We start from the raw sequence: 24,864 nt of genomic DNA, 5'->3' as shown, positions 1-24,864 counted from the left end.
GATTGCGATGAGCACTCGATGAGTACGCGATGAGTACGCCCATGCATAAGTAGCGAAGGTCCGGCGGACGATCCCCCGGGCCGTAAGGAGCGAAGTGGCTAAGGTCCGGGTATACGAGCTCGCCAAGGAGCTTGGAGTCGAGAGCAAGGTCGTCATGGCCAAGCTCCAAGAACTTGGAGAATTCGTCCGTTCGGCGTCCTCGACGATCGAGGCGCCGGTAGTCCGCAAACTGTCCGACGCGTTCGAGGCGGGCGGTGCCGCAGGCGCCAAGAAGTCCGCCGCGAAGCCCGCGGCGCCCAAGAAGGCAGCCGACACCGCCGCACCCAAGCCGGGTGGCGGCGCGGCCCCCAAGCCGGGAGGAGCACCGAAGCCCGGTGCCCCCAAGCCGGCTCCGGAGGCCCCGGCAACTCCCGCCCCGGGCCCCGCCCAGGGCACGTCTCCCAGCCCCGCCGAGGCCCCCAAGCCCGCCGAGGCTCCCAAGCCTGCCGCCGACGCGGGACCCAGGCCGGGTCCCGCACAGCCGGTGACCCCGGCCAGGCCGGAGTTCCAGGCGCCGCCCGCGGCCCCTGGCGCCCCGAAGCCCGGTGCGCCCAAGCCGCCCCAGGCGCCCCAGGGCCCCAAGCCGGGCCAGGCACCTCGCCCCGGCGGCCAGGGTGGCCAGGGTCAGGGCCAGGGCCAGGGCGGTCGTGGCCAGGGCGGCCAGGCCCCCAAGCCGGGCCAGGGTGGCGCCCCGAAGCCGGGTGGCCGTCCCTCCGGGCCGCGCCCCGGCAACAACCCCTTCACCTCCGGTGGCTCCACCGGCATGGCGCGCCCCCAGGCGCCCCGTCCCGGCGGTGCCCCCAAGCCCGGTCAGGGCGGTCCCAAGCCCGGCGGTGCGCCCAAGCCCGGTCAGGGTCAGGGCGGATCCGGCGGCCAGGGCGGTCCGCGTCCGCAGGCGCCGGGTGGCAGCCGTGCGACGCCGGGCAACATGCCCCGTCCGCAGGCCCCGCAGGGCGGCGGCGCCGGCCCGCGTCCGGGGGGCGGTAACCGTCCGAACCCGGGCATGATGCCGCAGCGTCCCGCGGCGGGCCCGCGTCCCGGTCCGGGCCGTGGTGGTCCTGGCGGCGGCGCCGGTGGCGGCCGTCCCGGTGGCGGTGGCGGCGCTGGTCGTCCCGGCGGCGGTGGCGGCGGCTTCGCCGGTCGTCCCGGCGGTCCCGGTGCCGGTCGTCCCGGTGGCGGTGGCGGCTTCGCCGGCCGTCCCGGTGGTGGCGGCGGTGGCCGTCCTGGTTTCGCGGGTCGTCCCGGCGGTCCCGGTGGCCGTGGTGGCACACAGGGCGCCTTCGGCCGCCCCGGCGGCCCCGCGCGCCGTGGCCGCAAGTCGAAGCGGCAGAGGCGCCAGGAGTACGAGCAGATGCAGGCGCCGTCCGTCGGCGGTGTGATGCTGCCGCGCGGCAAGGGCGAGACCGTCCGGCTGTCGCGTGGTGCCTCGCTCACGGACTTCGCGGAGAAGATCAACGCCAACCCGGCGTCGCTGGTCCAGGTGATGTTCAACCTGGGCGAGATGGTCACCGCGACCCAGTCCGTCTCCGACGAGACCCTGCACCTCCTCGGCGACGAGATGAACTACACGGTTCAGATCGTCAGCCCGGAGGAAGAGGACCGCGAGCTGCTGGAGTCCTTCGACATCGAGTTCGGTGAGGACGAGGGCGGCGAGGAAGCGCTCACGGCGCGGCCTCCGGTGGTCACCGTCATGGGCCACGTCGACCACGGTAAGACGCGCCTTCTGGACGCCATCCGGAAGACCAACGTCATCGAGGGCGAGGCCGGCGGCATCACCCAGCACATCGGTGCCTACCAGGCGTCGACCGAGGTGAACGGTGAAGAGCGCAAGATCACCTTCATCGACACCCCGGGTCACGAGGCGTTCACCGCCATGCGTGCCCGCGGCGCCAAGTCCACCGACATCGCGATCCTCGTGGTCGCGGCCAACGACGGCGTGATGCCGCAGACCGTCGAGGCGTTGAACCACGCCAAGGCGGCCGAGGTCCCGATCGTCGTCGCGGTCAACAAGATCGACGTGGAAGGCGCGGACCCGACCAAGGTCCGTGGCCAGCTCACCGAGTACGGCCTGGTGGCAGAGGAGTACGGCGGCGACACGATGTTCGTCGACATCTCCGCGCGCCAGGGGCTGAACATCGAGGAGCTGCTGGAGGCCGTGGTCCTGACCGCGGACGCCTCGCTCGACCTGCGGGCCAACGCCGACCAGGACGCGCAGGGCATCGCGATCGAGGCCCACCTCGACCGTGGCCGCGGCGCCGTGGCGACCGTGCTGGTCCAGCGCGGCACGCTCCAGGTCGGCGAGACCATGGTCGTGGGCGACGCCTACGGCAGGGTCCGCGCGATGCTCGACGACAAGGGCGAGAACATCAAGGAAGCGGGTCCCTCGACCCCCGTCCTGGTGCTCGGCCTGACCAACGTCCCGGGCGCCGGCGACAACTTCCTGGTGGTCGACGAGGACCGTACGGCCCGGCAGATCGCCGAGAAGCGCGCGGCGCGTGAGCGCAACGCGGCCTTCGCCAAGCGGACCCGCCGCGTCTCCCTGGAGGACCTGGACAAGGTGCTCAAGGCGGGCGAGGTGCAGCAGCTCAACCTCATCATCAAGGGCGACGCGTCCGGTTCGGTCGAGGCCCTGGAGTCCTCGCTGCTCCAGCTCGACGTCGGCGAAGAGGTCGACCTGCGCATCCTGCACCGCGGGGTGGGTGCGGTCACCGAGACCGACATCGACCTGGCGACCGGCTCCGATGCGATCGTGATCGGCTTCAACGTCCGCGCCGAGGGGCGCGCGACGCAGCTGGCCGAGCGCGAGGGCGTCGACGTCCGCTACTACTCGGTGATCTACCAGGTCATCGAGGAGATCGAGGCGGCCCTGAAGGGCATGCTGAAGCCGGAGTACGAAGAGGTCGAGCTGGGCACGGCGGAGATCCGCGAGATCTTCCGCTCGTCCAAGCTGGGCAACATCGCGGGTGTCCTCATCCGCTCCGGCGAGGTCAAGCGGAACACCAAGGCACGCCTGGTGCGCGACGGCAAGGTCGTGGCGGAGAGCCTCAACATCGTGGGCCTGCGCCGCTTCAAGGACGACGTCACCGAGATCCGCGAAGGCTTCGAGGGCGGTATCAACCTCGGCAGCTTCAACGACATCAAGGTGGACGACGTCATCGCGACGTACGAGATGAGGGAGAAGCCCCGCGGCTGATCCGTGGTTTCGTTCCGGGGCCGGTCGGCGGAAGGAATTCCGTCGATCGGCCCCGGCCGTTGCGTGTACGGTTCCAGGGACTCGTACCTCTCAGGCCCCCCGGGTGGCATGACCCGCACTGTATGTACGTAGGGACGCTGTCCTTCGATCTGCTTCTCGGCGACGTACGGTCGCTCAAGGAGAAGCGCTCCGTCGTCCGCCCGATCGTCGCCGAGCTGCACCGCAAGTACGCGGTCAGCGTGGCGGAGACCAGCGAGCAGGACCTCTACCGCAGGGCCCGCATCGGCCTCGCGGCGGTCTCGGGCGAGGCGGGGCACCTCACGGAAGTGCTGGACCGCTGCGAGCGGCTTGTCGCGGCGCGGCCAGAGGTGGAGCTGCTGTCGGTACGACGGCGGATCCACAGCGATGATGACGAATGAGCGCATGAGCAAGGAGACGGACCAGTGGCCGACAATGCGCGGGCGAAGAGGCTGGCGGACCTCATCCGTGAGGTGGTCGCGGAAAAGCTGTACCGCGGTATCAAGGATCCGCGGCTCGGCACACATGTGACCGTCACGGACACCAGGGTCACGGGTGACCTCAGGGAGGCGACGGTCTTCTACACCGTCTACGGCGATGAAGAGGCACGCAAGGCGGCTGCGGCCGGTCTGGAGAGCGCCAAGGGCGTCCTCCGCTCCGCCGTCGGCGCGGCTGCGGGCATCAAGCACACGCCGAGCCTGACCTTCGTGGCGGACGCCCTGCCGGAGAACGCAAAGACGATCGACGAGGCGCTCGCACGGGCGCGGGCCGCCGACGAGGAGGTGCGCAAGGTCTCCTCCGGCGCCTCGTACGCCGGCGAGGCCGACCCGTACCGCAAGCCGGGCGAGGACGCCGACGAAGCCGAGGACGCCGACGGGACCGACGACATCGAGGCGGCGGACGACGGCGGGGCGGCGGATTCCGGCGGGGACCCGGACGGCAAGGACGTGCGCGGCAAGGACGAGAGCGCCTGAGCCGTGGCACGTAAGAGAGACAACGGCCCGGGCGGGCTCGTCATTGTCGACAAGCCCGCCGGGTTCACCTCCCACGATGTCGTCGCCAAGCTGCGCGGCATGGCACGCACACGGCGCGTGGGACACGCGGGAACGCTCGACCCGATGGCCACCGGGGTGCTCGTCCTCGGCACCGAGCGGGCGACCCGGCTGCTCGGCCATCTCGCGCTGACCGAGAAGGAGTACGTCGCGACCGTCCGGCTCGGCCAGGACACCGTGACCGAGGACGCGGAGGGCGAGTTCACCGCCTCGGCCGGTGCCAAGGACCTCGCGCGGGAGTCCGTCGACGCCGCCGTCGCACGGTTCACCGGCGACATCTTCCAGACCCCCTCCAAAGTCAGCGCCGTCAAGGTCGACGGCAAGCGGGCCTACGCGCGGGTGCGCGAGGGCGAGGAGGTCGAGCTGGCCGCACGCCCGGTCACCGTCTCCTCGTTCGAGGTGCACGACCTGCGCGAGGAGACGGCGGAGGACGGCACACCCGTCACCGATCTGCTGGTCTCCGTCGTGTGCTCGTCCGGCACGTATGTGCGCGCGCTCGCCCGCGACCTGGGATCGGCGCTCGGCACAGGCGGCCATCTGACGGCGCTGCGCCGCACCCGGGTCGGCCCGTACGGGCTGGACGGCGCGCACACGCTGGAGCAGCTCCAGGAGCGCGTGGACGGCGAAGAGCCGCTCCCCGTACTGCCGTTGAGCGAGGCAGCCGCCGAGGCGTTCCTCCGCTGGGACGTCGATGAGGAGCAGGCTCGGCTGATCGGGAACGGCGCGCAGCTGCGGATGCCGGCGGGGTTCACGAAGCAGGGGGAGCCCGGAGAGGCCGGGGCGCCCGGGGGGCCTGTCGCGGTCTTCGGGCCCGGTGAGCGGTTCGTGGCGCTGGTCGAGGAGCGCGACGGCAAGGCGAAGAGCCTGGCCGTCTTCGTCTGAGCCTGCTTCGCCCGAGCTCGCTGGGGCTGAGCTTGCTTCGCCCGGGTGGTCTTGGCCCGGGCGGTCATCGCCTGAGCGGTCCTGCCTTGGGCGGTTTCGCTCGCGCGATCTTCCGCTGAGCCGTCTTCAGGTGCGGGCGGGCTTCGTCTTCGGGCTCTGGGCCGGGGTGAGCGTGCGGCGGGCGCCGGGCGTTCGTGCGCACGCCCCGGGCGCCCGAACTCCACCTGTGGGCGCCCGCCCCACGTTCCTCCCCCTCCCGATCCCCGAGATCTCTATATCCACTTGTGGGCGTCGTTTCACCCCAATGTGCGGGCGCTTGGAGTGAATCATGGGCGCGGACGGGGGCGCGTTCGCCGCATGGCCTGTCGCCGCTGATCAACTCCGCTCTACGGTCGGGAATGCGGGGTGGCCAGCGTGGAGGTTCGGGCAATGTCGGCGGTGCGTGGGAGACCCACGCTGGTGCGCATCTGTGATCTGGCGGGACGGCCGAGGGGCACCGGTTTCCAGGCCGATGACCTCGGCACCCTCGTCACCAGCCATGAAGCGGTCGACGGGCTGGTCCGGGCTGTCGTCCACGCGGGCGAGCGCAGCTGTCTGGCCGAGATCGGCGACATCACGCCGCTTCCCGAGTGGGACCTCGCGCTGATCCGCACCCAGGGGCTGGGGCTCGCGGAGCTGGTGATCGGCGGCGATCGGGCGCATCCCGGCGGCGGCACGGTCGAGCTGTGGACGGACGAGCCACTGAAGGCGACACTCGTCGGCACCACCGCCGCCACCTACACCTCCACCGAGCGCTACCACCCCTTGGAACAGGTGCTGGAGCTGGCGCTGCCCGAGGCCGCCAGCGTCCAACTGCGGCTCAGCAGGCGGGCGTCGGGAGCACCCGTGCTGGACGCTGCCACCGGCGCCGTCCTCGGCGTCCTGGGCACCGCGCTGCACGCCCCCGGCCGCACCTCGGCCTTCGCCGTGCCGCTGTACGCGGCCGGGGTGCTGGCGCCCGAGGGGCCGCTCGGAGTGCTCCTGCGGCGCAACGGCGCGAGCCTGCCGGGCTTTGGACCCGATCTGAACCTCGCCGGGGCGCTCCAGCTGACGGCGACCTCCGTCGGGCCGGCGGCGGAGCGGTGCGCGCACGCGGTGACCAGGCCCGACATCGCCGCTGTCCTGGATACGTTCGCGAACGGAGCCGCCTCCGTCCTCGGGCTGGTAGGCGACCCCGGCACGGGCCGTACGACCGAACTCGCCGCGTTCGCCGCACGGCGGGCCCGTGGCGCGGCGCCCGCGCCGACCGTATGGCTGCGCGGCGCCGACCTGCGCGACGTCGACGGCAGCGTACGGGAAGCGGTGGGGCGGGCCCTGGCCACGGCGGGCCGCGTCGTCGCCGCCTCCCACCAAACGGCAGGCCTGGGCACCCGCCCGGTGGGGGACCCCCACGAGGCCAACCCCGACGTGATCGCGCGCGTGTCCCGTGCGGCGGGCCGCCCGCTGCTCGTCCTCCTCGACTCTCCCGAGGAGATGCCGCCCCAACTCGCCCACCGACTGCGCCGATGGACCACCGGCACGGCGAGCTGGCTGCGTGCCGCGGGTGCCCGTATGGCCGTGGCCTGCCGTCCCGAGTACTGGGAGCACGCCGGGGCGTTGTTCCCCCGGGACATGCTGCACGAGGCGACGGGCACCGGGGCGGGGACGGCCCTGCGGCAGTCGCCGGGAGAGCCGTTGGCCGCATGCGTACGGATCGGCGATCTGCCCGAACGGGAGGCCGCACGCGCCCGCACGTCCTACGGGCTGCCGGACGGGGCGCTCGCGCCCGGGGACGAGGGACACCCTTTGGCGATGCGGATGCTGGCCCAGGTGCGGGCCGCGCAGGGTGGCTCGGCGGTGCGGGCGCCGCACCCCGCGCGGGCGGACATCCTTTCCGCCTACCTGGATCTGCTCTGCCTGCGCATCGCCCTCCGCCTGGGGGCGGGAGAGCGGCCGGAGGCAGGGACGCCGGGGGCCGTCCGACGGCTGGCGGCGCGGGTCGCGGGACAGCTCCACGAGGCCGCACGGCGCTGTCTGGGCCCGGGGCAGGGGGAGTTGAAACCGGCCGTGTTCGAGGAGATCTTCCCCTGGAGCGGCGGCTGGGCCTCCGCCGTCCTCGCGGAGGGCGCGCTCGCCCCGGCGGGCGACGGATACCGCTTCGCGGACGAGGAGTTCGCCGACTGGCTCCAGGGCCGCCACCTCGAACTGGACGTCGCCTTGGACGCGTTGGTGCACCACAGGAGCGCCACAGCTCTCGTGCCCGTCCCGCGCCACCGCATCGGCCCGGTGGTGGAGTCGCTCCTGCTGTGCGGTCGCAGGGACGGCCCCGAGGCGCTGGCGCCGCGTCTGGAACGGCTGGCCGGGGCCCTCGGGGCCGCCTCCGCACGCGGGGACGACGACGGGGACGGCGACGGGGGCGGGGGCGAAGGCGGAGGCGGCGACGGCGAGGAGGGCGCTGACGGGGCCGAGGGCGGCGACGGGGACGAGGCGGTGTGGTGGGCCGCGCATCTGCTGGGGGAGACCCTGCTGCGGGTGCCGGACGCGCGCCCGTACACCGGGGTGCTGCGCGCCCTCGCCGGATACGTCGCGCCGGAGGAAGCGGCAGAGAAAGGCCCCGGATCCGGGGCCGGGGCCGGGGGCGCTCTCCGTGCCGGAAGCGTGCCGGGTCCTGGGAGCGTGCCGCGTTCCGGTTTCGGGCCGTGGTTCTGGCGGCGGCTTCCCCTGCCGGTGGCCGACAAGGCGGCGCTGATGCGGCTCCTGCTCCCGGCGGACGCGCCGTTCGGGGAGGGGCCCCTGCCCGGCTGTCCGGATGCCGTGACGGGCGACCGCTTCCTCGACGTGCTGGGCGAACTGCTCGCGGCCGAGCCGGCGACCGTACAGCCGCTGCTGTGCGAGTGGTTCAGCGACCCGCGTCCCCTGCGGCAGCGTACGGACCGCGAGGAGGGGGACGGCGCCCTGGCTCCGACCGTGGCCACCGCGGCGCAGGCGCTCTTGTACACCCACCGGGGCCGCGCCCTGGACGAGCTGCTTGAGGCGCTGATCGAGGCGGCGCACCCGCACGCTGACGAACTGCTCGGAGAGTTGGTGCTCGACGAGCCTTCGGCTGTCTGCCGCGCCGTCGACCGCTGGGCGCGCGACACCCGCGAGGAGCGCCGGGACGCGGCGGCCACCTATGGGCTGCGGGCCGCGCGCCGCGTCCGTACCGACGCCGATCGCGAACCGCTGCGCGGAGCCGCGCTCTCCTTGCTGCGCCACCGTGGTGACTCCGTGCTGGGTGACGCGGCGCTGGCGTTGCTCGTACGGGACCCCGTCAGCCGTACGCGGTACGTGGACGCCGCGCTCCAGCGCTTCGCCGAGACGGGCGACCCGGAGCTGGCCGCCGCGCTGGGCACGGCGCTGGTCACGCATCCGGAGCCGGTGTTCGCGGCCTTCCACGCGCTCTTGGCGGAGCCGATGCCCTCCTCGGAGGCCGCACAGGGGCAGGCGCTGTGGGCTCTCGCACAAGTGCGTACGCCGGCGCTGGCCAGTCGCGCCGCCGTTCTGGTGCGCGAGCACGCCGCCCTCGGCCCCGGCCGCACCAAGGAGGCCGTCGCCGGCTATGTGGGGCGCAGGCTGGGGCACGGTCCAGCCGCCCGAGCCGTGCTGCGCCCCCTGGTGGCGGATCTGCTGCGCGATCACGAGGCGCCGCTGAGGGCGAGCCTGGCCCGGGTGCTCGGCGCGGGAGAGGGACCGTTGCGCGATGAACTGCTGGACCTTCTGCTGGCGGCCGAGCACGAGCTGCCGGTCCTGGAGACGGCATTGGACGCGGTGGTGCGGGGCGGGCGGCAGCGGCGGGCCGGAAAATCTGAAGCATCCGGAGGAGATGGAAGATTCGCGGCATCCGGGGGAGGCGGAAGGTCCGCGGCATCCGGGGGAGAGGGGAACACCGGGGCTCCAGGGGCAGGGGCTGCCGCTGAGGTCGGATGCTGGCCCGAAGGGGAGCTGGTGCGGCGCATCGGGCTGCGGATGGCCGTCACGCCGCAGGGCGCCGCCTGCTTCGACCGGGCCCTGGTGAGCCTCGCGCGCGAGCTGCCGGGCTTCGCGGCGGCCGTCCGGGCGTGGGCGACCGGCGCACCGGATGCCTGGGCGGTGGTGGTGGGGCCGAGCGCCCGCCGTATGTGTGATGCGCTGGATGCCCGCGTTTAGGCGCGGGGGCCGCCCCCGGCCCCAGACCCTGCCGGTGTCCCGCCCGGCCGCCCGTCCGGCCTGAGGTGGGTCCGTGCCGGGCACGGGTGTGCGGCATGGCACCCTTGGACCGGCGAGAACCATCGTCATCACCATCGGCTCAGGCACTGGCTAACTAGGTATCGGCGAGGAGCAGGACGTGCAGCGCTGGCGTGGCTTGGAGGACATCCCCGAGGGCTGGGGGCGCAGCGTCGTCACCATCGGCTCGTACGACGGGGTGCACCGCGGGCACCAGCTCATCATCGGTAAGACGGTGGAGCGCGCCAGGGAGCTGGACGTCCCCGCCGTCGTCGTCACCTTCGACCCGCACCCCAGCGAGGTCGTACGCCCCGGCAGCCACCCCCCGCTGCTCGCCCCCCATCACCGGCGGGCCGACCTCATGGCGGACCTCGGGGTGGACGCGGCCTTGGTGCTGCCCTTCACCTCGGACTTCTCCAAGCTGTCGCCGGCCGACTTCGTGGTGAAGGTCCTGGTGGACAAGCTGCACGCCCGCAGCGTCGTCGAAGGCCCCAACTTCCGCTTCGGCCACAAGGCGGCGGGCAATGTCGAGTCGCTGGCCGAGCTGGGCGGCACGTACGACTACGACGTGGTCGTCGTCGACCTGTTCGAGCGCGCGGAGAGCGGTGAGCCGTTCTCCTCGACGCTGACGCGGCGCCTGATCTCCGAGGGCGAGGCGCGAAAGGCAGCCGAGATCCTCGGCAGGCCGCACCGCGTCGAGGGCGTCGTGGTGCGCGGGGCACAGCGCGGGCGCGAGCTGGGATACCCCACGGCGAACGTGGAGACCCTGCCGCACACCGCCATCCCCGCGGACGGCGTGTACGCGGGCTGGCTGACGGTGGAGGGCGAGGCGATGCCCGCCGCGATCTCCGTCGGCACGAACCCGCAGTTCGAGGGTACGGAGCGCACGGTTGAGGCGTACGCCATCGACCGGGTGGACCTGGACCTGTACGGGCTGCACGTCGAGGTCGACTTCCTGGACTACATCCGGGGCCAGGAGAAGTTCGACACCCTGGACGCGCTCAAGGCCCGCATGGCGCAGGACGTCGACCGGGCCAGGGACTTGATCTCGGTGGCTGACGCGGGGCGGAGCTGACGCCCGGCAGCGCCGCCGGCGCCGGACTGTGCCGAAGCAGGCAGCCGGCCGCAGGAGACAACAGGGGAGGGGCCCGGCGGATCGTGTCCGCCGGGCCCCTCCTTTGTTTCTGTTGCTTCCGCTCATGCGGTGTTACTGCTGCCAGCCGCCGCCGGACTGAGGCGGCTGCGGATAGGTCATCCCCCCGGTCCCGTACGGCGGCTGGGCCTGCTGGGGCGGCTGCGCCTGCTGCCCCGGAATCTGGCCGGGCTCCGACTGGCCCGGCTGTCCGCCGTAACCCGGCATGGGCGGGGCCAGCTGCGGGGGCGGGTTGCCGTCGGCCGTCCACAGGCCCTGCTCGCGCTGGGCGCGGACGAAGTCCTCGGCGACCAGCGCTGACAGGTTGAAGTACGCCTCACGGGTCTTTGGCCGCATCAGGCTCAGGTCCAGCTCGGCGCCCGCCGATAGGTGCTCGTCGAACGGAATGGTCACCACACTGCGGCAACGCGTCTCGAAGTGCGACACGATGTCCTCGACCTTGATCATCTTGCCTGTCTCGCGGACCCCGGAGATCACGGTGAGGCTCCGCTGCACCAGGTCGGAGTATCCGTGCGCCGCCAGCCAGTCGAGCGTGGTACTCGCGCTGCTGGCACCGTCGACGGAGGGGGTGGAGATGATGATCAACTGGTCGGCGAGGTCCAGCACTCCGCGCATCGCGGAGTAGAGCAGACCCGTGCCGGAGTCGGTCAGGATGATCGGATACTGCTTGCCCAGCACGTCGATGACGCGGCGGTAGTCGTCGTCGTTGAACGTGGTCGAGATCGCCGGGTCCACGTCGTTCGCCAGGATCTCCAGCCCTGAGGCGGCCTGCGAGGTGAACCGGCGGATGTCCATATAGCTGTTGAGGTACGGGATCGCCCCGACCAGGTCCCGGATGGTGGCACCCGTCTCGCGCCGCACGCGGCGGCCGAGCGTACCGGCGTCGGGATTGGCGTCGATGGCGATGACCTTGTCCTGGCGCTCGGTCGCGAGCGTGGAGCCCAGCGCCGTAGTGGTCGTCGTCTTGCCGACGCCGCCCTTGAGGCTGATGACCGCTATCCGGTAGCAGGAGAGCACCGGGGTGCGGATCACCTCAAGCTTGCGCTGCCGCTCGGCCTCCTCCTTCTTGGCGCCGAAGCGGAAGCGGTTGGGGCCCCGGTTCGGGTTCTGCGGACGCGGCTTCTTCTTGCTGTTGATCAGCCGGTCGGAGGACAGCTCAACTGCGGCTGTGTAGCCCAGCGGAGAGCCCGACTGGTCCATCCGACGCGGATCGACCGCACCGGGGTGGGGCTGGAGCGGGGCGTGCGTCTGGGCGGGCGGCTGGGGATCTGGCTGCGGCTGCGCCCCCGCGGGGAGCTGGGCCTGGCCTTGACCGGGGTTCTGGGCCTGGGGCTGGGCCGGGGCCGGGGGTTGCGCCTGGCCCGGATGGCCGGGCTGTGCCTGTCCGGGGCGTGCTTGTCCGGGGTGGGCCTGTCCGGGGTGGGCCTGCTGGTCGTACTGGGGCAGGGGCTGGGGGTGCTGATCCGGCTGTGCGTGGCCGGGGGGAGCCTGCCCGGGCTGGGGCTGACCGGCCTGCGGCTGCGCGGGAGGCACGGACGAGGGGGGCATGGCGGCGCCGTCCTGCGGCTGGCCGCCCTGCTGCGGATAACCGTAGGCGCCCTGCTGGCCTTGTGGTCCCTGCTGGCCCTGGGGGAGCTGGGGTGGCTGTGAGGCGTGCGGGACGTTGGGCGTGTGCGAAGGCGCTGTGGGCGGGGCCTGCTGGGGCTGTTGCGGCGCGTAGGGCGCTGCGGGCAGGGCGGGCTGCTGACCGCCCTGCTGCGGGAACTGCTGTTCCTGGGGAGCCGAGGGCGGGGGAGTGCCGCCCGGAGGGACGGGCACACCGGGTCCCGCCTGCGGCTGGCCGGGGTGCGGCTGTCCTGGCTGGGGCTGGCCTTGCTGGGGCTGGCCGGGAGGTGCCTGCCCCGGCTGCTGCCGGCCGGGTACAGCCGTCTGCGGGTACCCATAGCTGCCCTGTCCGGCGGACGGCAGCGCGCCCGGCCCCTGTGGGTCCTGCGCCTGGGGCTGGGGCTGGGGTTGTTGGGGCTGCGGCGTCTGGGGCGTCTGCTGCGGGGGCTGTGGACCACTACTTTGCTGCGAGCCGGTCGCGGGCCAGGGCGTACCTGGCGGCGGGGGCGCGGCAGCGGGCTGGAAGTCCGGCGGCAGCGGCGGCAGTCCGCCCCCGGCCGTGTTGCCGCTCCCCTCGGCGGGAGTGGTGGGCCACGGCGCGGCCTGCTGGGGCGCTGCGGGAGAGAGCGGGTGCGGAGGTACGGCGTCCTGCGGCTCGGCATCGCGGGGCTCGGCATCGCGGGGCTCGGAGGGAGCCGGAGGCGGTGGGGCGTGCGCGATCCGGCGCTCCTCGGAGGGCGACTCCAGGTCGAAGTCGTACGCGGCCGGGATGGCGTCCTGCGGCTCCGGGCTGCCTTCCTCCGCCTCAAAGCTCGTACGGGGCACGAAGTCTGACGGCTCGTCATCGGACGTATCGCCGAAGTCGTCCCTGGGCTCGTCCTCCACCGTGGTGGAGGCGGCCGAGACGGTCGTGGGGGCTATTGAGGGGCTGTCGTCGGTCGCTGCGGGGGAGGGGAAGGCCTCATCCGCTGCGGCGGCCTCCTCACGCTCGCGCTCCGCCTCGGCCTCGGCGTACGCGGCCATCTCACGGCGCAGGGCGGCAGCCGAGAAGCGCATGGTGGCGCCGTCCTCGATATCGGCAGCGCCCTTGGGGGCACTGTCTGCGCTGTCGCTGTCGCTGTCGTTTTGAGTGCCGCTTTCGGGTCCGTCGGCCTCCGGCTCGTCGGTCTCCCCGTCGAGCCCGGGGAGCGCGTCGGCGTCCTCCGCGTCCCCGCCGTTGTCCTCGTCCCGCTCGTCCCCGTCGGCGTCCGCCGCCTCGTCGCGAGCGTCCTCTTCCGGCTCGTCCAGCCCCGTACGGAAGCTGGGCGTCCGGACGGCGCTCTCGTCGTCCTGGAGATCCACCGGGGATCCGGTGTGCTCCTGCTCGTCTTCGCCGTGCGGCTCGGAGAAGGAGTGCGGTTCCGGCTCGTAGGAGGGCGGTTCAGGTGTTTCGGAACTCCGCGCGTCCGAAGTGACGGACTCCGGCCGCCATGAACTCATGCCGAACGAGTCGGCATCCGGTGAGTTGCTGAAGGAGTCCCCGTCTGGTGAGTCGCCGAACGAGTCGGCATCCGGAGCGGGGCTGAACGAGTCGGCATCCGGAGCGGGGCTGAACGAGTCGGCATCCGGAGCGGGGCCGGAGGAGTCAGCATCCGGAGCGGGGCTGAACGAGTCGGCATCCGGAGCGGGGCCGGGGGAGTCAGCACCCGGTGTGCCCAAGCGCGACGAGCCTTCGCTCAGGGAGCTCCCGTCCAGTGGGTCCGCACCGAACGAGTCAGGGCCGAGTACGCCGCCCTCACCGCTCGGGGCCCCGGCATCCGGACCGCCGGGGCCGTCCGGCTCGCGTACACCGCCCGGCTCCCGCTCCTCCCGCTGTTCACCGAAGGGCTTCAGGGAGGGGAAGGCGGGCAAGTCGGCGACTGGTGCGGGCGCCTCCGGCTCGGCGGAGGGCACTTGCGGGACCTCGGCCGGCGGCGGCGCGGTCGGGGCGGCCGACGGCCGGGCGCTGTCGTAGGGCGTGCCGTAGACCGGGGCATCCGGTGAAGGGGCCCCATGACCGGAGGCAGGATCCGCGTATCCGGAGGCGGGGTCCGGGCCGAATCCTGAGCCATGCCCCGCGCCGTAGCCGGACGCGCCGTCCCGGCCGTAACCGGATCCGTAGCCCGCGTCGTACCCCCTGTCGGGGGACTCGGCGGGGGCGCTCACCGGAGTGCCCTCGGGCTGGCTGCCCGCGTCCTGCGTGTACCAGGCCGGAGGTGTGTAATCGATGGTGAACTGCCCCGTCGATTCCGTCTCGGACTCAACGTCTTCCGCCTCGAGCCGATCGGAGCCGGGCGTGGTCCCGCCGACGCGGATCTCGTCCCGATCGCTGCTCACAATGCCTCCTGCTGTGGTCATTCACCCCGGTTTGCCGCGCGCCAGCCCACGCACGTCAGTCAAGCCTAATCATCGCGACTGCCGATACGGCAGTTCGGTCCTGCCAGCGGAAGGGGAAGGAAGTGTGCCCTTCGACCGAACCTTCCAACTCCGCCCGTGTGCGGCGCAAGCGGAAGCGGGCGACGAACTTCGGGCGAATCTACCCCAACCGCCTCAGTGGTCGCTTCCCGCTCAACTGCCGTTGTCCGACGGCCGCTCCGCCCAGTGTGCACTGTGGCCGCGCCCGACCGTCACCTCCGTTGTCGGACCGGCCCTCAGCCCGGCCCTCAACCGGCCTCAGTCCAGCCGGCGTGCCGTGCCCAGCAGGCCGGATTCCGCGTCTGTCGGCTGTGTGAGCGCGTACTGCCGGTCGTGCCGCGTGCACCACAGCGTGACGCCGTCGCCCAGGGTGGACAGCGCCTCCACCTCCTGGTGGGGCAGCTGCATGATGCGGCCGATGTGCTGTGCCTCATCCGGTGAGACCCGCTGGATCCCCACCAGCGACGAACTGCGCAGCAACCGGGGTGCCACCGGGCTGAGATACGGCAGCAGCGTCAGCACCGACTGCCACGGCATCGACGACACCCGGCCGCGCGGCGGACGCATCCCGCAGTCCCGGATGACCAGCACAGGGCTGCCGACGGTGGCCCCCATGGGCGGCACCCGGCCCACGTCGTAGAGCGAGATGCACTCCTGGCCCGCGCCTGCGGCCTGTACCAGAGTCGTCCACACATGGGCGCGGCCGGTCTCCACCGCGACGCGGGCGCCCGTCCCGGCCAGGCGCAGCGCGAGGACCTGCGCCGTCCACAGGCCCCCGATCAGCAGCACGTCGTACGCGACCGGATGGTGGAAGCCCACGACCTGCGGGCGGCCCTCCGAGTCGTTCCCGACGACCACGCCGTCGTCCCCTATGGGCAGGGACAGCGCGGCCAAGTGGTCGGCCGGAAGGGCGTGCGCCGAACGGCGCGGCCCCAGCAGGCCCTGGGGGTGAGAACTGGCGGCCATCAGTGGGTACCTCCCAGCGGAAGAGTGGAGAGGGCGCCGGGCAACTGCTCCCTGTCGAGCCGCACCAGCCCCAGCCGGGCCGAGCGCGCGGCCCGCTCCAGATGCCGCCGGGCCGCGGCCAGCTCGTTGTCCGACCGGCCGGTCAGCCGCACATGACCGCTGACCGTCACCGCCGTGCGGCGCGCCGATCGGCCCAGCGTCAGGCTGAAGGTGGTCGTGAGCGTCGGCACCGAGGTCAGCAGTGCCACCAGCCGTGGCAGCGGCGTGGCGGCCCGGCCCAGCTCCGGCCAGCGGCCCACTCCGTACGTGGTGTGCCAGCGGTCGTCGCACCGCCAGGCGCGGGTGGACTCGGCGGTGCGCCGTGCCGGTGCGGCATCCGGTCGGCTCGCGCGCGCCGTCGCCATCGGGCTCACACAGGCCGAGGTCGCGACGGCGGAGATCAGCTCTTCCTCGTTGAGCACCGTCGAGACGAAACCGGCGCCGGTCACGCGGCTCGCCAGATGGTCGGCCGCTCTCACCAGGCAGCGCTGCGCGCCGTCCAGACCGCCGCCACGCGCCTCGACGGCCTCCGGGCACAGCTCGGGGTCGAGCTTGAGCGCCACCCACGTCAGGCGCAGGGCAGGCGAGCCGGTCTGCTCCTGGAGCGGGCCGTAGCTCCTCCTGGCCACCGACTGTTCGGGCAGGTGAGGTGCGGGGGCGGGCTGGACGTGCTGGACGATCTGCACCGACTCCAGGGCGATGCCGTCCACGTCCAGGGCGTCGTGCATGAGCCCCAGCGGAAGGGCGCGTGTGCCGAAGGCGGGACGAAGAGCGCTGGACCTGGCCTCGATCCGTACGACGGCCGTCAGGAACGTGCCGTCACCGAGCATGCCGATGGTGCGCCGCTTCTTGTCGAGATACGCGTACGTCCGCAGCCCCGGCGCGCACTCCACCACCGGCAGGAAGCTGGCGTTCACCCTCTCGCCCTCGTCGTCCAGGACCATCGAGGGCGTCAGGGGCTGGGCGGCGGCGCGTCTGCGCGCGCGCAGCGCCATGAGCGTCCCGCCCCAGTCGTGGAGCGACCGCTGGTGCCTGCGCAGCAACGCCAGCAGGACGAGCACGGCCGCGACCACGGCTGCGGGCACCAGCATCAGCCGGTCGACGGCGGCGGCGATCAGCAGCACGGCGGCAGCCAGCTCCAGCAGCACGAATTGTTGCAACTGGAACGGCCCGAGCCGACTGGTGCGGGATTCGGTGCGCAGTGTCGTGGAGGCCGGGACCCGGGGACGCGGCGCCCTCGCGGCGGGTGTGGCGGCCCCCGGGCGCCCGGGCCCGGCAGGCCCACGGCGCCTCGCGGTGCCCGCAGCACCCCGCGCCCGCGTCGCAGATCCCATCTGAGAAGGCCCCCTCATGTCCGAATTCACCCCACTCGTCAGGGGCGTTGGGTGGGCGATCACGATACCGGAGCAGCGGAGCACGATCCCCAACCGGCATAGTAGGTGCCCGGTCCGACAATCGGCAGCGTCCCAGGGTGGTGCGGAGCCCCGCGGGAGGGCGTGGCCGGGCGCCCGGACCGAGCGGGACCAACAGGGGACAGCAGGCACTTCAGGGGAGCGTCTTTCACTCATGGCATCACGGCGCGATGAGCTCAATGCCTACACCTTCGCGAAGAAGCGCTTGGTTGCGGCATTTCTCCAGCCCTCACCGACAGGTACCGAAGAGGGCGCCCCCCGGCCGATGCGCGGCTTTCTTCCCGGAGTCATCGTCGGAGCGTTGATATTGGTGGGTTTCGGAGCCTGGGGCATGTTCAAACCCAAGGCTCCACAGGGCTGGGACCAGCCCCAGGAGAAGGTCATCATCGGCTCGGAGTCGACCACGCGCTACGTGGTGCTGATGACCGACGGGCAAAAGCAGCTTCATCCGGTGCTCAATCTCGCCTCCGCCAAGCTGCTCCTCGACCCGGGCAAGGGCAAGGTCGAGGAGATCGACGAGAAGATCCTGGACAACGGGGACATCCCGCACGGTCCGACCATCGGCATCCCGTACGCCCCCGACCGGCTCCCCGACCCGGGGGAGGCGGGCAAGAAGAAGCGCTGGGCCGTCTGCGAGCGTCCGAGTCAGGGCGACCGCGCCGTCCAGAAAGCATCCTTCGTGCTGGCCGAGCGCGACGAGCACAAGGTCGAGGGGAAGAACCGGCTGGAGGGCGGAGAGCTGCTCTTCGTACAGGGCCCCGACGACCGGCTGTACATGGTGGACAAGTCGGGAACGAAGTACCGGATGCCCAACAACGAACTCCTCCAGCGCATCCTGGCCGACAACCGCAAGCCGCAGCGTGTCTCACGCCAGTGGCTGGCGACTCTGCACACCGGCTCCCACATCGGATTCCCGCGCATCTCCCAGCCGGTGGGGGAGGAGGCGGGCATCTCCGGCCTCGATCCGAACACCAACAAGATCGGCACGGTCATCAAGGCGCCGGCGGGCAATCACATGCAGCACTACGTGGTGCTGCGCGGCAAGGTCATGCCTGTCACCGACTTCATGGCCCAGCTTCTGCTCTCCTCCACGCAGCTGGAGCCCCTGAAGCAGAACAACCAGGCGGAAGAGGTCAACGCGAGCGCCTTCTCTCCCACCTACCAGGAATTCGGAGCCTCGCTGAAGTGGCCGGAGGAGAAGGGGCACGCGATCAACTCCGCCGGCACCCGCTCCGGAAGCCGCAACGTCGCCTGCAACGTCCTGCGCGACGTCAAGGGCAAAAAGGGCGTCACCACGCTCAGCACCTGGTCCGGCAAGGACTTCCCCGAAGACGTCCCCTCCGGCTCCACCAGCGCCTACGTCACCCCCGGCACCGGCCAGCTCTTCCGCCAGTTCAAGGGACGGAACACCAAGGATGGCGGCGTCTTCCTCGTCACCGACACCGGACTGCGCTACGCCATGCAGTCCAACCTCGACAGTGACCGGGACGACTCGGATATCGGCAAGGACAAGAAGAGCAAGTCCGAACAGCAGGCGCAGCAGGAGGACAAGAACGCGCAGCGGCGGCTCGGCTACGAGAGGGTCAAACCCGCACACGTCCCCGCCGAGTGGGCCGCCTTCCTGCCGACGGGCCCCCGTCTGTCGACCGGCAGCGCACGCCAGCCGCAGGGCTCCTGAGGGCGGGTGAGAGCGATGCCGCAACGGAGCACACACGAGACCGCGGGCACGGTGCCGGACGGTGCCGCCGCCGGGCGTACGACTGGAACGACCGGAACGCGTGCGCCTACGGATGCCCGCACAAGCAGGACGCGGGCCGGCACGCGCAGGAGCAGGGGCGGCGTGCGGCGGCTGGCCGCCCTCGGAGCAGCGACCGCCGTCATGGCCTCCATCCTGACCGTCACAGTCGCCACAGCGCCGCCCGCCGCCGCTGACGAAGCCAGCCAGTGCAGCTTCCCCTCCAAGCCGTACAAGGGCCGCCCCTGGGCACTCCAAAGAGTCCTGCTGAACGAGCTGTGGCGCGGGACGAACCAGGGCGCCGGAGTACGCGTCGCCGTCATCGACACCGGAGTAAGCACCGAACACGAGCAGTTGAAGGACGCCGTCGACGCCTCGGCGGGCAAGAATCTGCTTCCCAAGAAGCTCAAGAAGGACGAGTCGGGACGGGCCCAGCCCCGGGGCAAGTCCAACGGCACCACCGACGATGTCGGCCACGGCACCAAGGTCGCCGGCCTCATCGCCGCCCGTCCGGCCGACAACACCGGCTTCGTGGGCCTCGCCCCCAAGGCGACGATCATCCCGATCAAGCAGAACGACTCCAACGGCAGCGGCACCGCCGACACACTCGCGCAGTCCATCGACTACGCCGTCAAAGCTCGGGCCGACGTCATCAACATCTCCCAGGACACCGCCGAGGCCCTTCGGTCGGAATCCAGCCTCGAACTCGCGGTCAAACGGGCTCTGGAGCAGGACGTGGTGGTCGTCGCCTCCGCAGGCAACGACGGGCTCGGCGGCAACGTCAAGGAGACGTACCCCGCCTCCTACGAAGGTGTCCTGGCCGTCGCTTCCTCCGACCGCAACAACGAGCGGGCGCCGTTCTCCCAGTCCGGGGATTTCGTGGGCGTGGCGGCGCCCGGCGTCGACATGATCTCCACCGTCCCCAAGGGCGGACACTGCGCCGACAACGGCACCAGCTTCTCGGCGCCGTATGTTGCCGGAGTCGCCGCGTTGCTTCGTGCCAAGCACAACAAGGGCGCCGACAAATGGACGCAGCGCAATATCGTCGCCCAGATCGAGCAGACCGCCGAGCGCTCCGTCCCGGGCCACGACCGTCTGGTCGGCTGGGGTGTGGTCGACCCCGTCCGCGCGCTGACCGAGGACGACCACCGCATCAACCGCCCGGTGGCGAAGGAAGGCATCGCAAAAGGGGAGAAGCCGACACCGGCCAAACTCCAGATGGGAGAAACCCCGCAAGAACGGAACGAGAGGCTCGGGACCTACGTCCTTGTGGGAGGCGGCACTCTGGTCGCGGTCGTCGCCGGCACCTCGTTCATCTACCGTGACTGGCGCCGCCGGCGAGGGTCGGCTGACAGTGGTGGCTGATAGAAAAGATGTGTGTGTCACATACGTGTGTCACATACGTGTTGCGACCAACTGAGAGCCGCTGATTTGCAGTTGGAACAGACGTATGGTGTGGCTAAAGTGACTCTCGGCGCACTGCGCGCTGCACGGGCCGTAACGGGTGGACGGACGGGGAGGACGACATGGCAGAGCCGGGGGGCTCAGGTGGTGGGTCGGGCAAGAAGTCGGACCTGCGCCGCGGCGGCGAAGACGTCCTGAAGAAGTTCAAGAAGAAGATCGACGACGCCTTGAGCGAACTGGAGAAGTCGCCCGGCGGACGCAAGATGATGGAACAGAAACAGTTCACCGAGGCGGCTCTCCGTAGCGGCTCGGGTGAGTTCCGCGAGGCCGATGCGCTCTACCAGCGCTACAAGACGGTGCACACGTCTCTGACGCAGCTCTCAAAGGATCTTGAGGATCAGATCGTCGCTTTCGGCGTCGCCGTGCTGGCCGCCAACGGGGAGTTGGACAAGGTGGACGCCGACCAGCGGCGGGAGTTCTGGCAGATCCAGAAGCGGCTGGGGGCGGACGAGCCCGGCCACCACGGCGGTGGGGGCAAACAGGGCCATCACCACGGTGGGGGCAAACAGTCTGACAAGTCCGGCGACGGCAGCACAGCGGTGGATCAGTAGCGGGCGTTGACGTTCAGAGGGAGGCAGTTCGTGGGCGGGACGAACGGGGTTGAGAGGCAGCCCGGTGGGGGCGGTGGGGACACGGAAAACCCCAACGTCGCCCCGGAGATGTTCCAAAGGTTCTTGCAGGAGAAGCAGTACGGGAAGACCGGGCCGCCGCTCGTGCTGGCGCCGGAGCACATGCCGCTGTTGCCGGCCAAGCACCGCACGAGCTTCGAGGACCACAGCCTCGCCGAGATGAAAGATCTGGTGGAAGGCGCGAAGCCGTCCGACCTGGAGGATGTGGGCGCAGCGCTGTACGAAGCGTCGACGGCCATCAAGAAGGCCGGCTCCTGGCTACAGCGGGAAGCCGGCCGTGTCGACTGGGACGGCAAGGCAGCCGTGGCCGTCGGGGACTGGACGGAGCAGCTGGGTAAAGACACCCAGAAGATGGGTGGCTTCTTCGAGGCGATCAGTACCGAACTCACCATTCTGAGTACCGGACTGACCGGCGTGAAGAAGACGATGACGACCCTGCAGAGCGAACCGCCTAAATCCTCGCTGCTCATGGACGGTGCCAAGGGCGGCAAAGGGCACAGCCTCAAGGACATTCCCTCGCCTGCCCAGGTAGAGGGAAACAAGGACTTCAAGTACGAGAAGGACCGCTCGGCGGCCATTGAGGAGATGAACAAGCTCAGCTCGTACTACTCGGTCTCGCAGCAGGCCATGGACCGGGCTGAGACCCAGAAGCCGACGTTCCGGCCGTTGCCGGATGTTGGCGTGCCGCCGCCTCCTCCGGGTGACGGTTGGACTGGGAGGGGAGCTCCAGACACGGGAGGCCCGGGTGGTTTCGGCCCTGGCTCTCACGACAGTGCGAGCTTCCAGGGGCCCCACGGGCAGGCGAATCCAGACGGAGCCCCGTTCAGCGGTGGTGACGGCGGTTCTGTGACCCCCCGGGGCCATGGCTTCGTACCCTCCGCACAGTCGGACGGAGACATCTCCACGGGACTCGACAGCACTCCGCACACGCCTACCCTGAACCCGCCCACCGGAGGCGGACCGCCGGTCACCTCACCGCCCACCGCTCCGCCTCCCGTGGCGCAAAGCGGGTGGCAGCCGCCTCCCGTCATCCCTCCTGTGGGTGGTTCTCCCCCACCGAAAACGATGCCTCCGTCACTCGGGAAGCCTGGCATGGGCAAGTCCATGCCGCCTGTCACGCCCGGTCGGACGGGCCCCAGCGTGCCAGGCCCCACAGGGCGACCAGGGATGCCGGGTCCAGGGAGGCCAGGCCCCATCACGGGCCCCACCGGCAAGCCGACCGGTACTCCTCCAGCCAGCCCGCGGGGCTTGGGTCGTCCCGGAATGATGCATCCGGGCATGACGAATCCTGGTGGATCGACCGGCCGGAGCCCGGCGAACGGGGGTACGGGGCCCCGCGCGATGCGTCCTGGGATCGTCGGCGGCACACCTGGACGAACCACTCCGGGTGGTTCCTCCGCGATTCCCCGCGGGAAAGTGGTCGGTAATGAGGGATCTCGAACCGGCCGCGGACCCCTGGGTATGACGCCTATGGGCGGCAAGGGCCGGGGTAAGCGGAAAGACAAGGACACCGACGGGCCAGGACGAAGGATCGCTTCGACCCCCGGCGGCATCGTCGGCGAACCCCGGTCCGGTACACCAGAACAGGGCCGCGGGTCACGCGAGTTCACCTCAGGCGGAGCTGGCCTGGTCCGGAACGACGGCCAAGGCGAAGACACGGCCCCGGCGACCGGAAATCGGGAATCCGTGGAGCGTACTGGCAATGAACCCCGTCGTCCGAACTATCTGACCGAAAACGAAGGAACAGGGTCGACGGGGCAGCGCAACAGTGTCCCGCCAGTAGTCGAGTAACCCAGGGTGAGTGCGGAGATGACGGCAGGAAGTGTCCGATCACGGCGGTGGGCCGCAGGTACAGCCCGCCGCCGGGTGGTGTCCGTTGTAGCGGCGGTGGGAGCAATGGCCGCCCTACAGGGAGGATTGGCCCCCACTGCCGTCGCCGAGGACGTTCAGTCCCAGCAGTGGTATCTGGACGGGATGCAGATCAAGAAGATCTGGAAGGTAAGTACAGGGAAGGGGGTCAAGGTCGCCGTGGTTGACGGCGGCGTTGACTCGTCGACCCAATCCCTTCGCGGCCAGGTTCTCCCGGGAAAGGATATTTCGGGTGCTCCCGGCGACGAGAACAAGGATGACGTGGGTCACGGAACCACGATGGCGGAATTGATCGCGGGGACCGGTAGAGGCGGAACAGTTAAAGGTGTGGCGCCCGATGCGAAAATCTTGCCTATCCGAACCACGTTGCGGGGTATCAAAGGGATCGATAAGAACTTGAATCGTCACGCTGAAGCCATCAGAGCTGCGGCGGACAGCGATGCCAAGATTATCAACATGTCCTGGGGTACATCGACCGATGGTCCGACCAAAAGGGCTCTCGATTACGCTGTCAGCAAGGGGAAGTTGCTGATCGCGGCCATGGGGAATGATGGTCAGTCGGGTAATACCGACGGCCTCGGATATCCCGCCTCTCACCCCAACGTCGCAGCAATCGCGTCCTACGGTAAGAATCTGAAGGTCTCGAAATTCTCTTCATCCGGAAGGGCTACGACCTTCGCTGCTCCCGGCCAGGAGATGCCCGGGTGGTGTGATGGAAAGCGCGAGCAGTACTGCCCCAATATCGAGGGCACCAGCGCCTCCTCCGCCATCGCCTCCGGCGCAGCCGCCCTCGTCTGGGCCAAGCACCCGACATGGACGGCCAATCAGGTGCTGCGCGTTCTGATCGACACGGCAGGTCGGAAGGACGGGAAGAAGGACACCGTCAGCAAGTACATCGGGAACGGCGCGATCCGTCCCCGTATGAACCTTCTGGAGGGAAAGGGTAAGCCGGGTGACCCGGACATCAGCCCGCTCACCGGGAAGAAGACCGGAAGCTCGGCCCCGGGCCCGAAATCACCTGGGGGTAAGGATTCCGACAAAAATGGTTCCACCAAAGATGATGCTCCTGACAAGGTGAAGGTGGCAGACTCGAAGTCGGAAGACGGGGACAGTAGTCAGCTTCTTCCCATCCTCGGGGTGGGGGCGGGGGTTCTCATCCTCGCGGGGTGCGGCTTCGCCGTCGTACGCCTCAGGCGGAACTAGACGCGGCGCACAGGGCGTCACAGGCAGCGCGAGCTGTCCGCAGAGCGGAACGCAGCGAAACGGAGGATGTAGTTCATGCCAGGTAAGCAGAAGCTAAGCCACGGCGAAGTCGTCACGTTCAAGGGGACCCTCGACGAGATCGGTGGCAATCTGGAGACCAATCTCCGGATGCTCTCCCAGCTCATCGCCACGGCTGAGGCCGGCTGGAAGGGTGCCGGTGGTGGCGCCTTCCGCACCGCGCAGATGACGATCAATGAGGACCACCGCGCGCTGCGCAACATGCTCATGGGTATTTACAACGCCGTCGACCAGACCCAGAAGGTGGGCTCCGGGAACGACGACTCGATCCTGGACGAGTTCAAGAAGATCGACATGAACGACCTCCAGCAGGGCGACCAGCCCGCCGGGGGCGGCCCGGGCGGCCCCCAGTCGGTTCCCGGCGGCGGCATCGGCGGCATGAGCAAGCTGCACGGAATCTGAGCAGCCACCGTCACCGCTCCAGGCGGTGACGTACCCCACCCACACATCTTTTTTGGAAGGGAGTCACGATGGCAGCCAACTCCGGCGGCGACATGGTGATGGAGGTCCACTACGGGACCGTTGAGCAGATCGCGGGCGACATCAAGGTGCGCCGCGAGCTGCTGGAGCGCCAGCTCGACGCGCTGTGGGGCGCGGTGACGAAGGTCGACGACGCCTGGGAGGGCGACGCCCGGCAGGCGTTCAACATCATCAAGCGCAAGTGGGACCAGCGTGTGAACAGCCTTACCAGCACGCTCACCCGGATGGAGACGACGGTCCGCAACGGCAAGGACCAGTACCACGCCACCGACAAAAAGGCGGCCAGCTTCTTCGACGACCTCGCCTGGTAGTCGCAATCAGCTGAGAAGAGGGCGGCAGGAGCGAAAGCTCCTG

Annotated in this window: 15 protein-coding genes; 12 read left to right on the top strand and 3 right to left on the bottom strand. The window is 70.6% G+C overall.

Features of this window, described 5'->3' with window-relative positions; genetic code table 11:
- Positions 1-94: 94 nt before the first annotated feature.
- The 6 genes from infB to OHB04_RS11820 all read left to right on the top strand — a co-directional run bounded on the left by infB (position 95) and on the right by OHB04_RS11820 (position 10,519).
- A complete protein-coding gene (gene infB, locus OHB04_RS11845) occupies positions 95-3,232 on the top strand; it encodes a translation initiation factor IF-2 (RefSeq protein WP_326807429.1) in 3,138 nt (1,045 codons plus the stop codon).
- A 122-nt stretch (positions 3,233-3,354) separates the two neighbouring features.
- A complete protein-coding gene (locus OHB04_RS11840) occupies positions 3,355-3,651 on the top strand; it encodes a DUF503 domain-containing protein (protein WP_326687641.1) in 297 nt (98 codons plus the stop codon).
- Positions 3,652-3,675: 24 nt separating this feature from the next.
- A complete protein-coding gene (rbfA, locus tag OHB04_RS11835; protein WP_326687640.1) occupies positions 3,676-4,224 on the top strand; it encodes a 30S ribosome-binding factor RbfA in 549 nt (182 codons plus the stop codon).
- Positions 4,225-4,227: 3 nt separating this feature from the next.
- Positions 4,228-5,184, top strand: coding sequence for a tRNA pseudouridine(55) synthase TruB (truB, locus tag OHB04_RS11830; RefSeq protein WP_326807428.1), 957 nt, complete (start codon positions 4,228-4,230; stop codon positions 5,182-5,184).
- Positions 5,185-5,613: 429 nt separating this feature from the next.
- A complete protein-coding gene (locus OHB04_RS11825; RefSeq protein ID WP_405805786.1) occupies positions 5,614-9,387 on the top strand; it encodes a serine protease in 3,774 nt (1,257 codons plus the stop codon).
- Positions 9,388-9,565: 178 nt separating this feature from the next.
- Positions 9,566-10,519, top strand: a complete 954-nt coding sequence (locus OHB04_RS11820; protein WP_326687637.1) for a bifunctional riboflavin kinase/FAD synthetase — start codon at positions 9,566-9,568, stop codon at positions 10,517-10,519.
- Positions 10,520-10,651: 132 nt separating this feature from the next.
- Here OHB04_RS11820 and OHB04_RS11815 read toward each other — a convergent pair whose 3' ends face one another.
- The 3 genes from OHB04_RS11815 to eccE all read right to left on the bottom strand — a co-directional run bounded on the left by OHB04_RS11815 (position 10,652) and on the right by eccE (position 16,974).
- Complete coding sequence (locus OHB04_RS11815) at positions 10,652-14,557, bottom strand: SCO5717 family growth-regulating ATPase (protein WP_326807426.1); 3,906 nt, start codon at positions 14,555-14,557, stop codon at positions 10,652-10,654.
- Positions 14,558-14,893: 336 nt separating this feature from the next.
- Complete coding sequence (locus tag OHB04_RS11810) at positions 14,894-15,601, bottom strand: hypothetical protein (protein ID WP_326687635.1); 708 nt, start codon at positions 15,599-15,601, stop codon at positions 14,894-14,896.
- Positions 15,601-16,974, bottom strand: a complete 1,374-nt coding sequence (eccE, locus tag OHB04_RS11805; RefSeq protein ID WP_326687634.1) for a type VII secretion protein EccE — start codon at positions 16,972-16,974, stop codon at positions 15,601-15,603. Before eccE ends, OHB04_RS11810 begins: the two co-directional genes overlap by 1 nt.
- Positions 16,975-17,206: 232 nt before the next feature.
- On the opposite strand from eccE, the gene eccB reads away from it, so the two are divergent.
- From eccB to OHB04_RS11775, 6 genes are all read left to right on the top strand, one after another.
- Positions 17,207-18,730, top strand: coding sequence for a type VII secretion protein EccB (eccB, locus tag OHB04_RS11800; RefSeq protein ID WP_326687633.1), 1,524 nt, complete (start codon positions 17,207-17,209; stop codon positions 18,728-18,730).
- A gap of 201 nt (positions 18,731-18,931) precedes the next feature.
- Positions 18,932-20,152, top strand: coding sequence for a type VII secretion-associated serine protease mycosin (gene mycP / locus OHB04_RS11795; RefSeq protein WP_326692686.1), 1,221 nt, complete (start codon positions 18,932-18,934; stop codon positions 20,150-20,152).
- A gap of 161 nt (positions 20,153-20,313) precedes the next feature.
- Positions 20,314-20,802, top strand: coding sequence for a hypothetical protein (locus OHB04_RS11790; RefSeq protein WP_326807425.1), 489 nt, complete (start codon positions 20,314-20,316; stop codon positions 20,800-20,802).
- Positions 20,803-22,776: 1,974 nt separating this feature from the next.
- Positions 22,777-23,952, top strand: a complete 1,176-nt coding sequence (locus tag OHB04_RS11785; protein WP_326807424.1) for a S8 family serine peptidase — start codon at positions 22,777-22,779, stop codon at positions 23,950-23,952.
- A 75-nt stretch (positions 23,953-24,027) separates the two neighbouring features.
- Positions 24,028-24,432, top strand: a complete 405-nt coding sequence (locus tag OHB04_RS11780; protein ID WP_326687629.1) for a WXG100 family type VII secretion target — start codon at positions 24,028-24,030, stop codon at positions 24,430-24,432.
- Positions 24,433-24,500: 68 nt separating this feature from the next.
- On the top strand, positions 24,501-24,821 hold the full coding sequence (locus tag OHB04_RS11775; protein ID WP_326687628.1) for a WXG100 family type VII secretion target: 321 nt from the start codon (positions 24,501-24,503) through the stop codon (positions 24,819-24,821).
- Positions 24,822-24,864: the final 43 nt, after the last annotated feature.

This window comes from Streptomyces sp. NBC_01775 (genome assembly GCF_035917675.1).
Taxonomy (GTDB): domain Bacteria; phylum Actinomycetota; class Actinomycetes; order Streptomycetales; family Streptomycetaceae; genus Streptomyces.
Note: the sequence above shows the minus strand (reverse complement) of the source record. Positions and strands in the feature narration are given on the sequence as shown.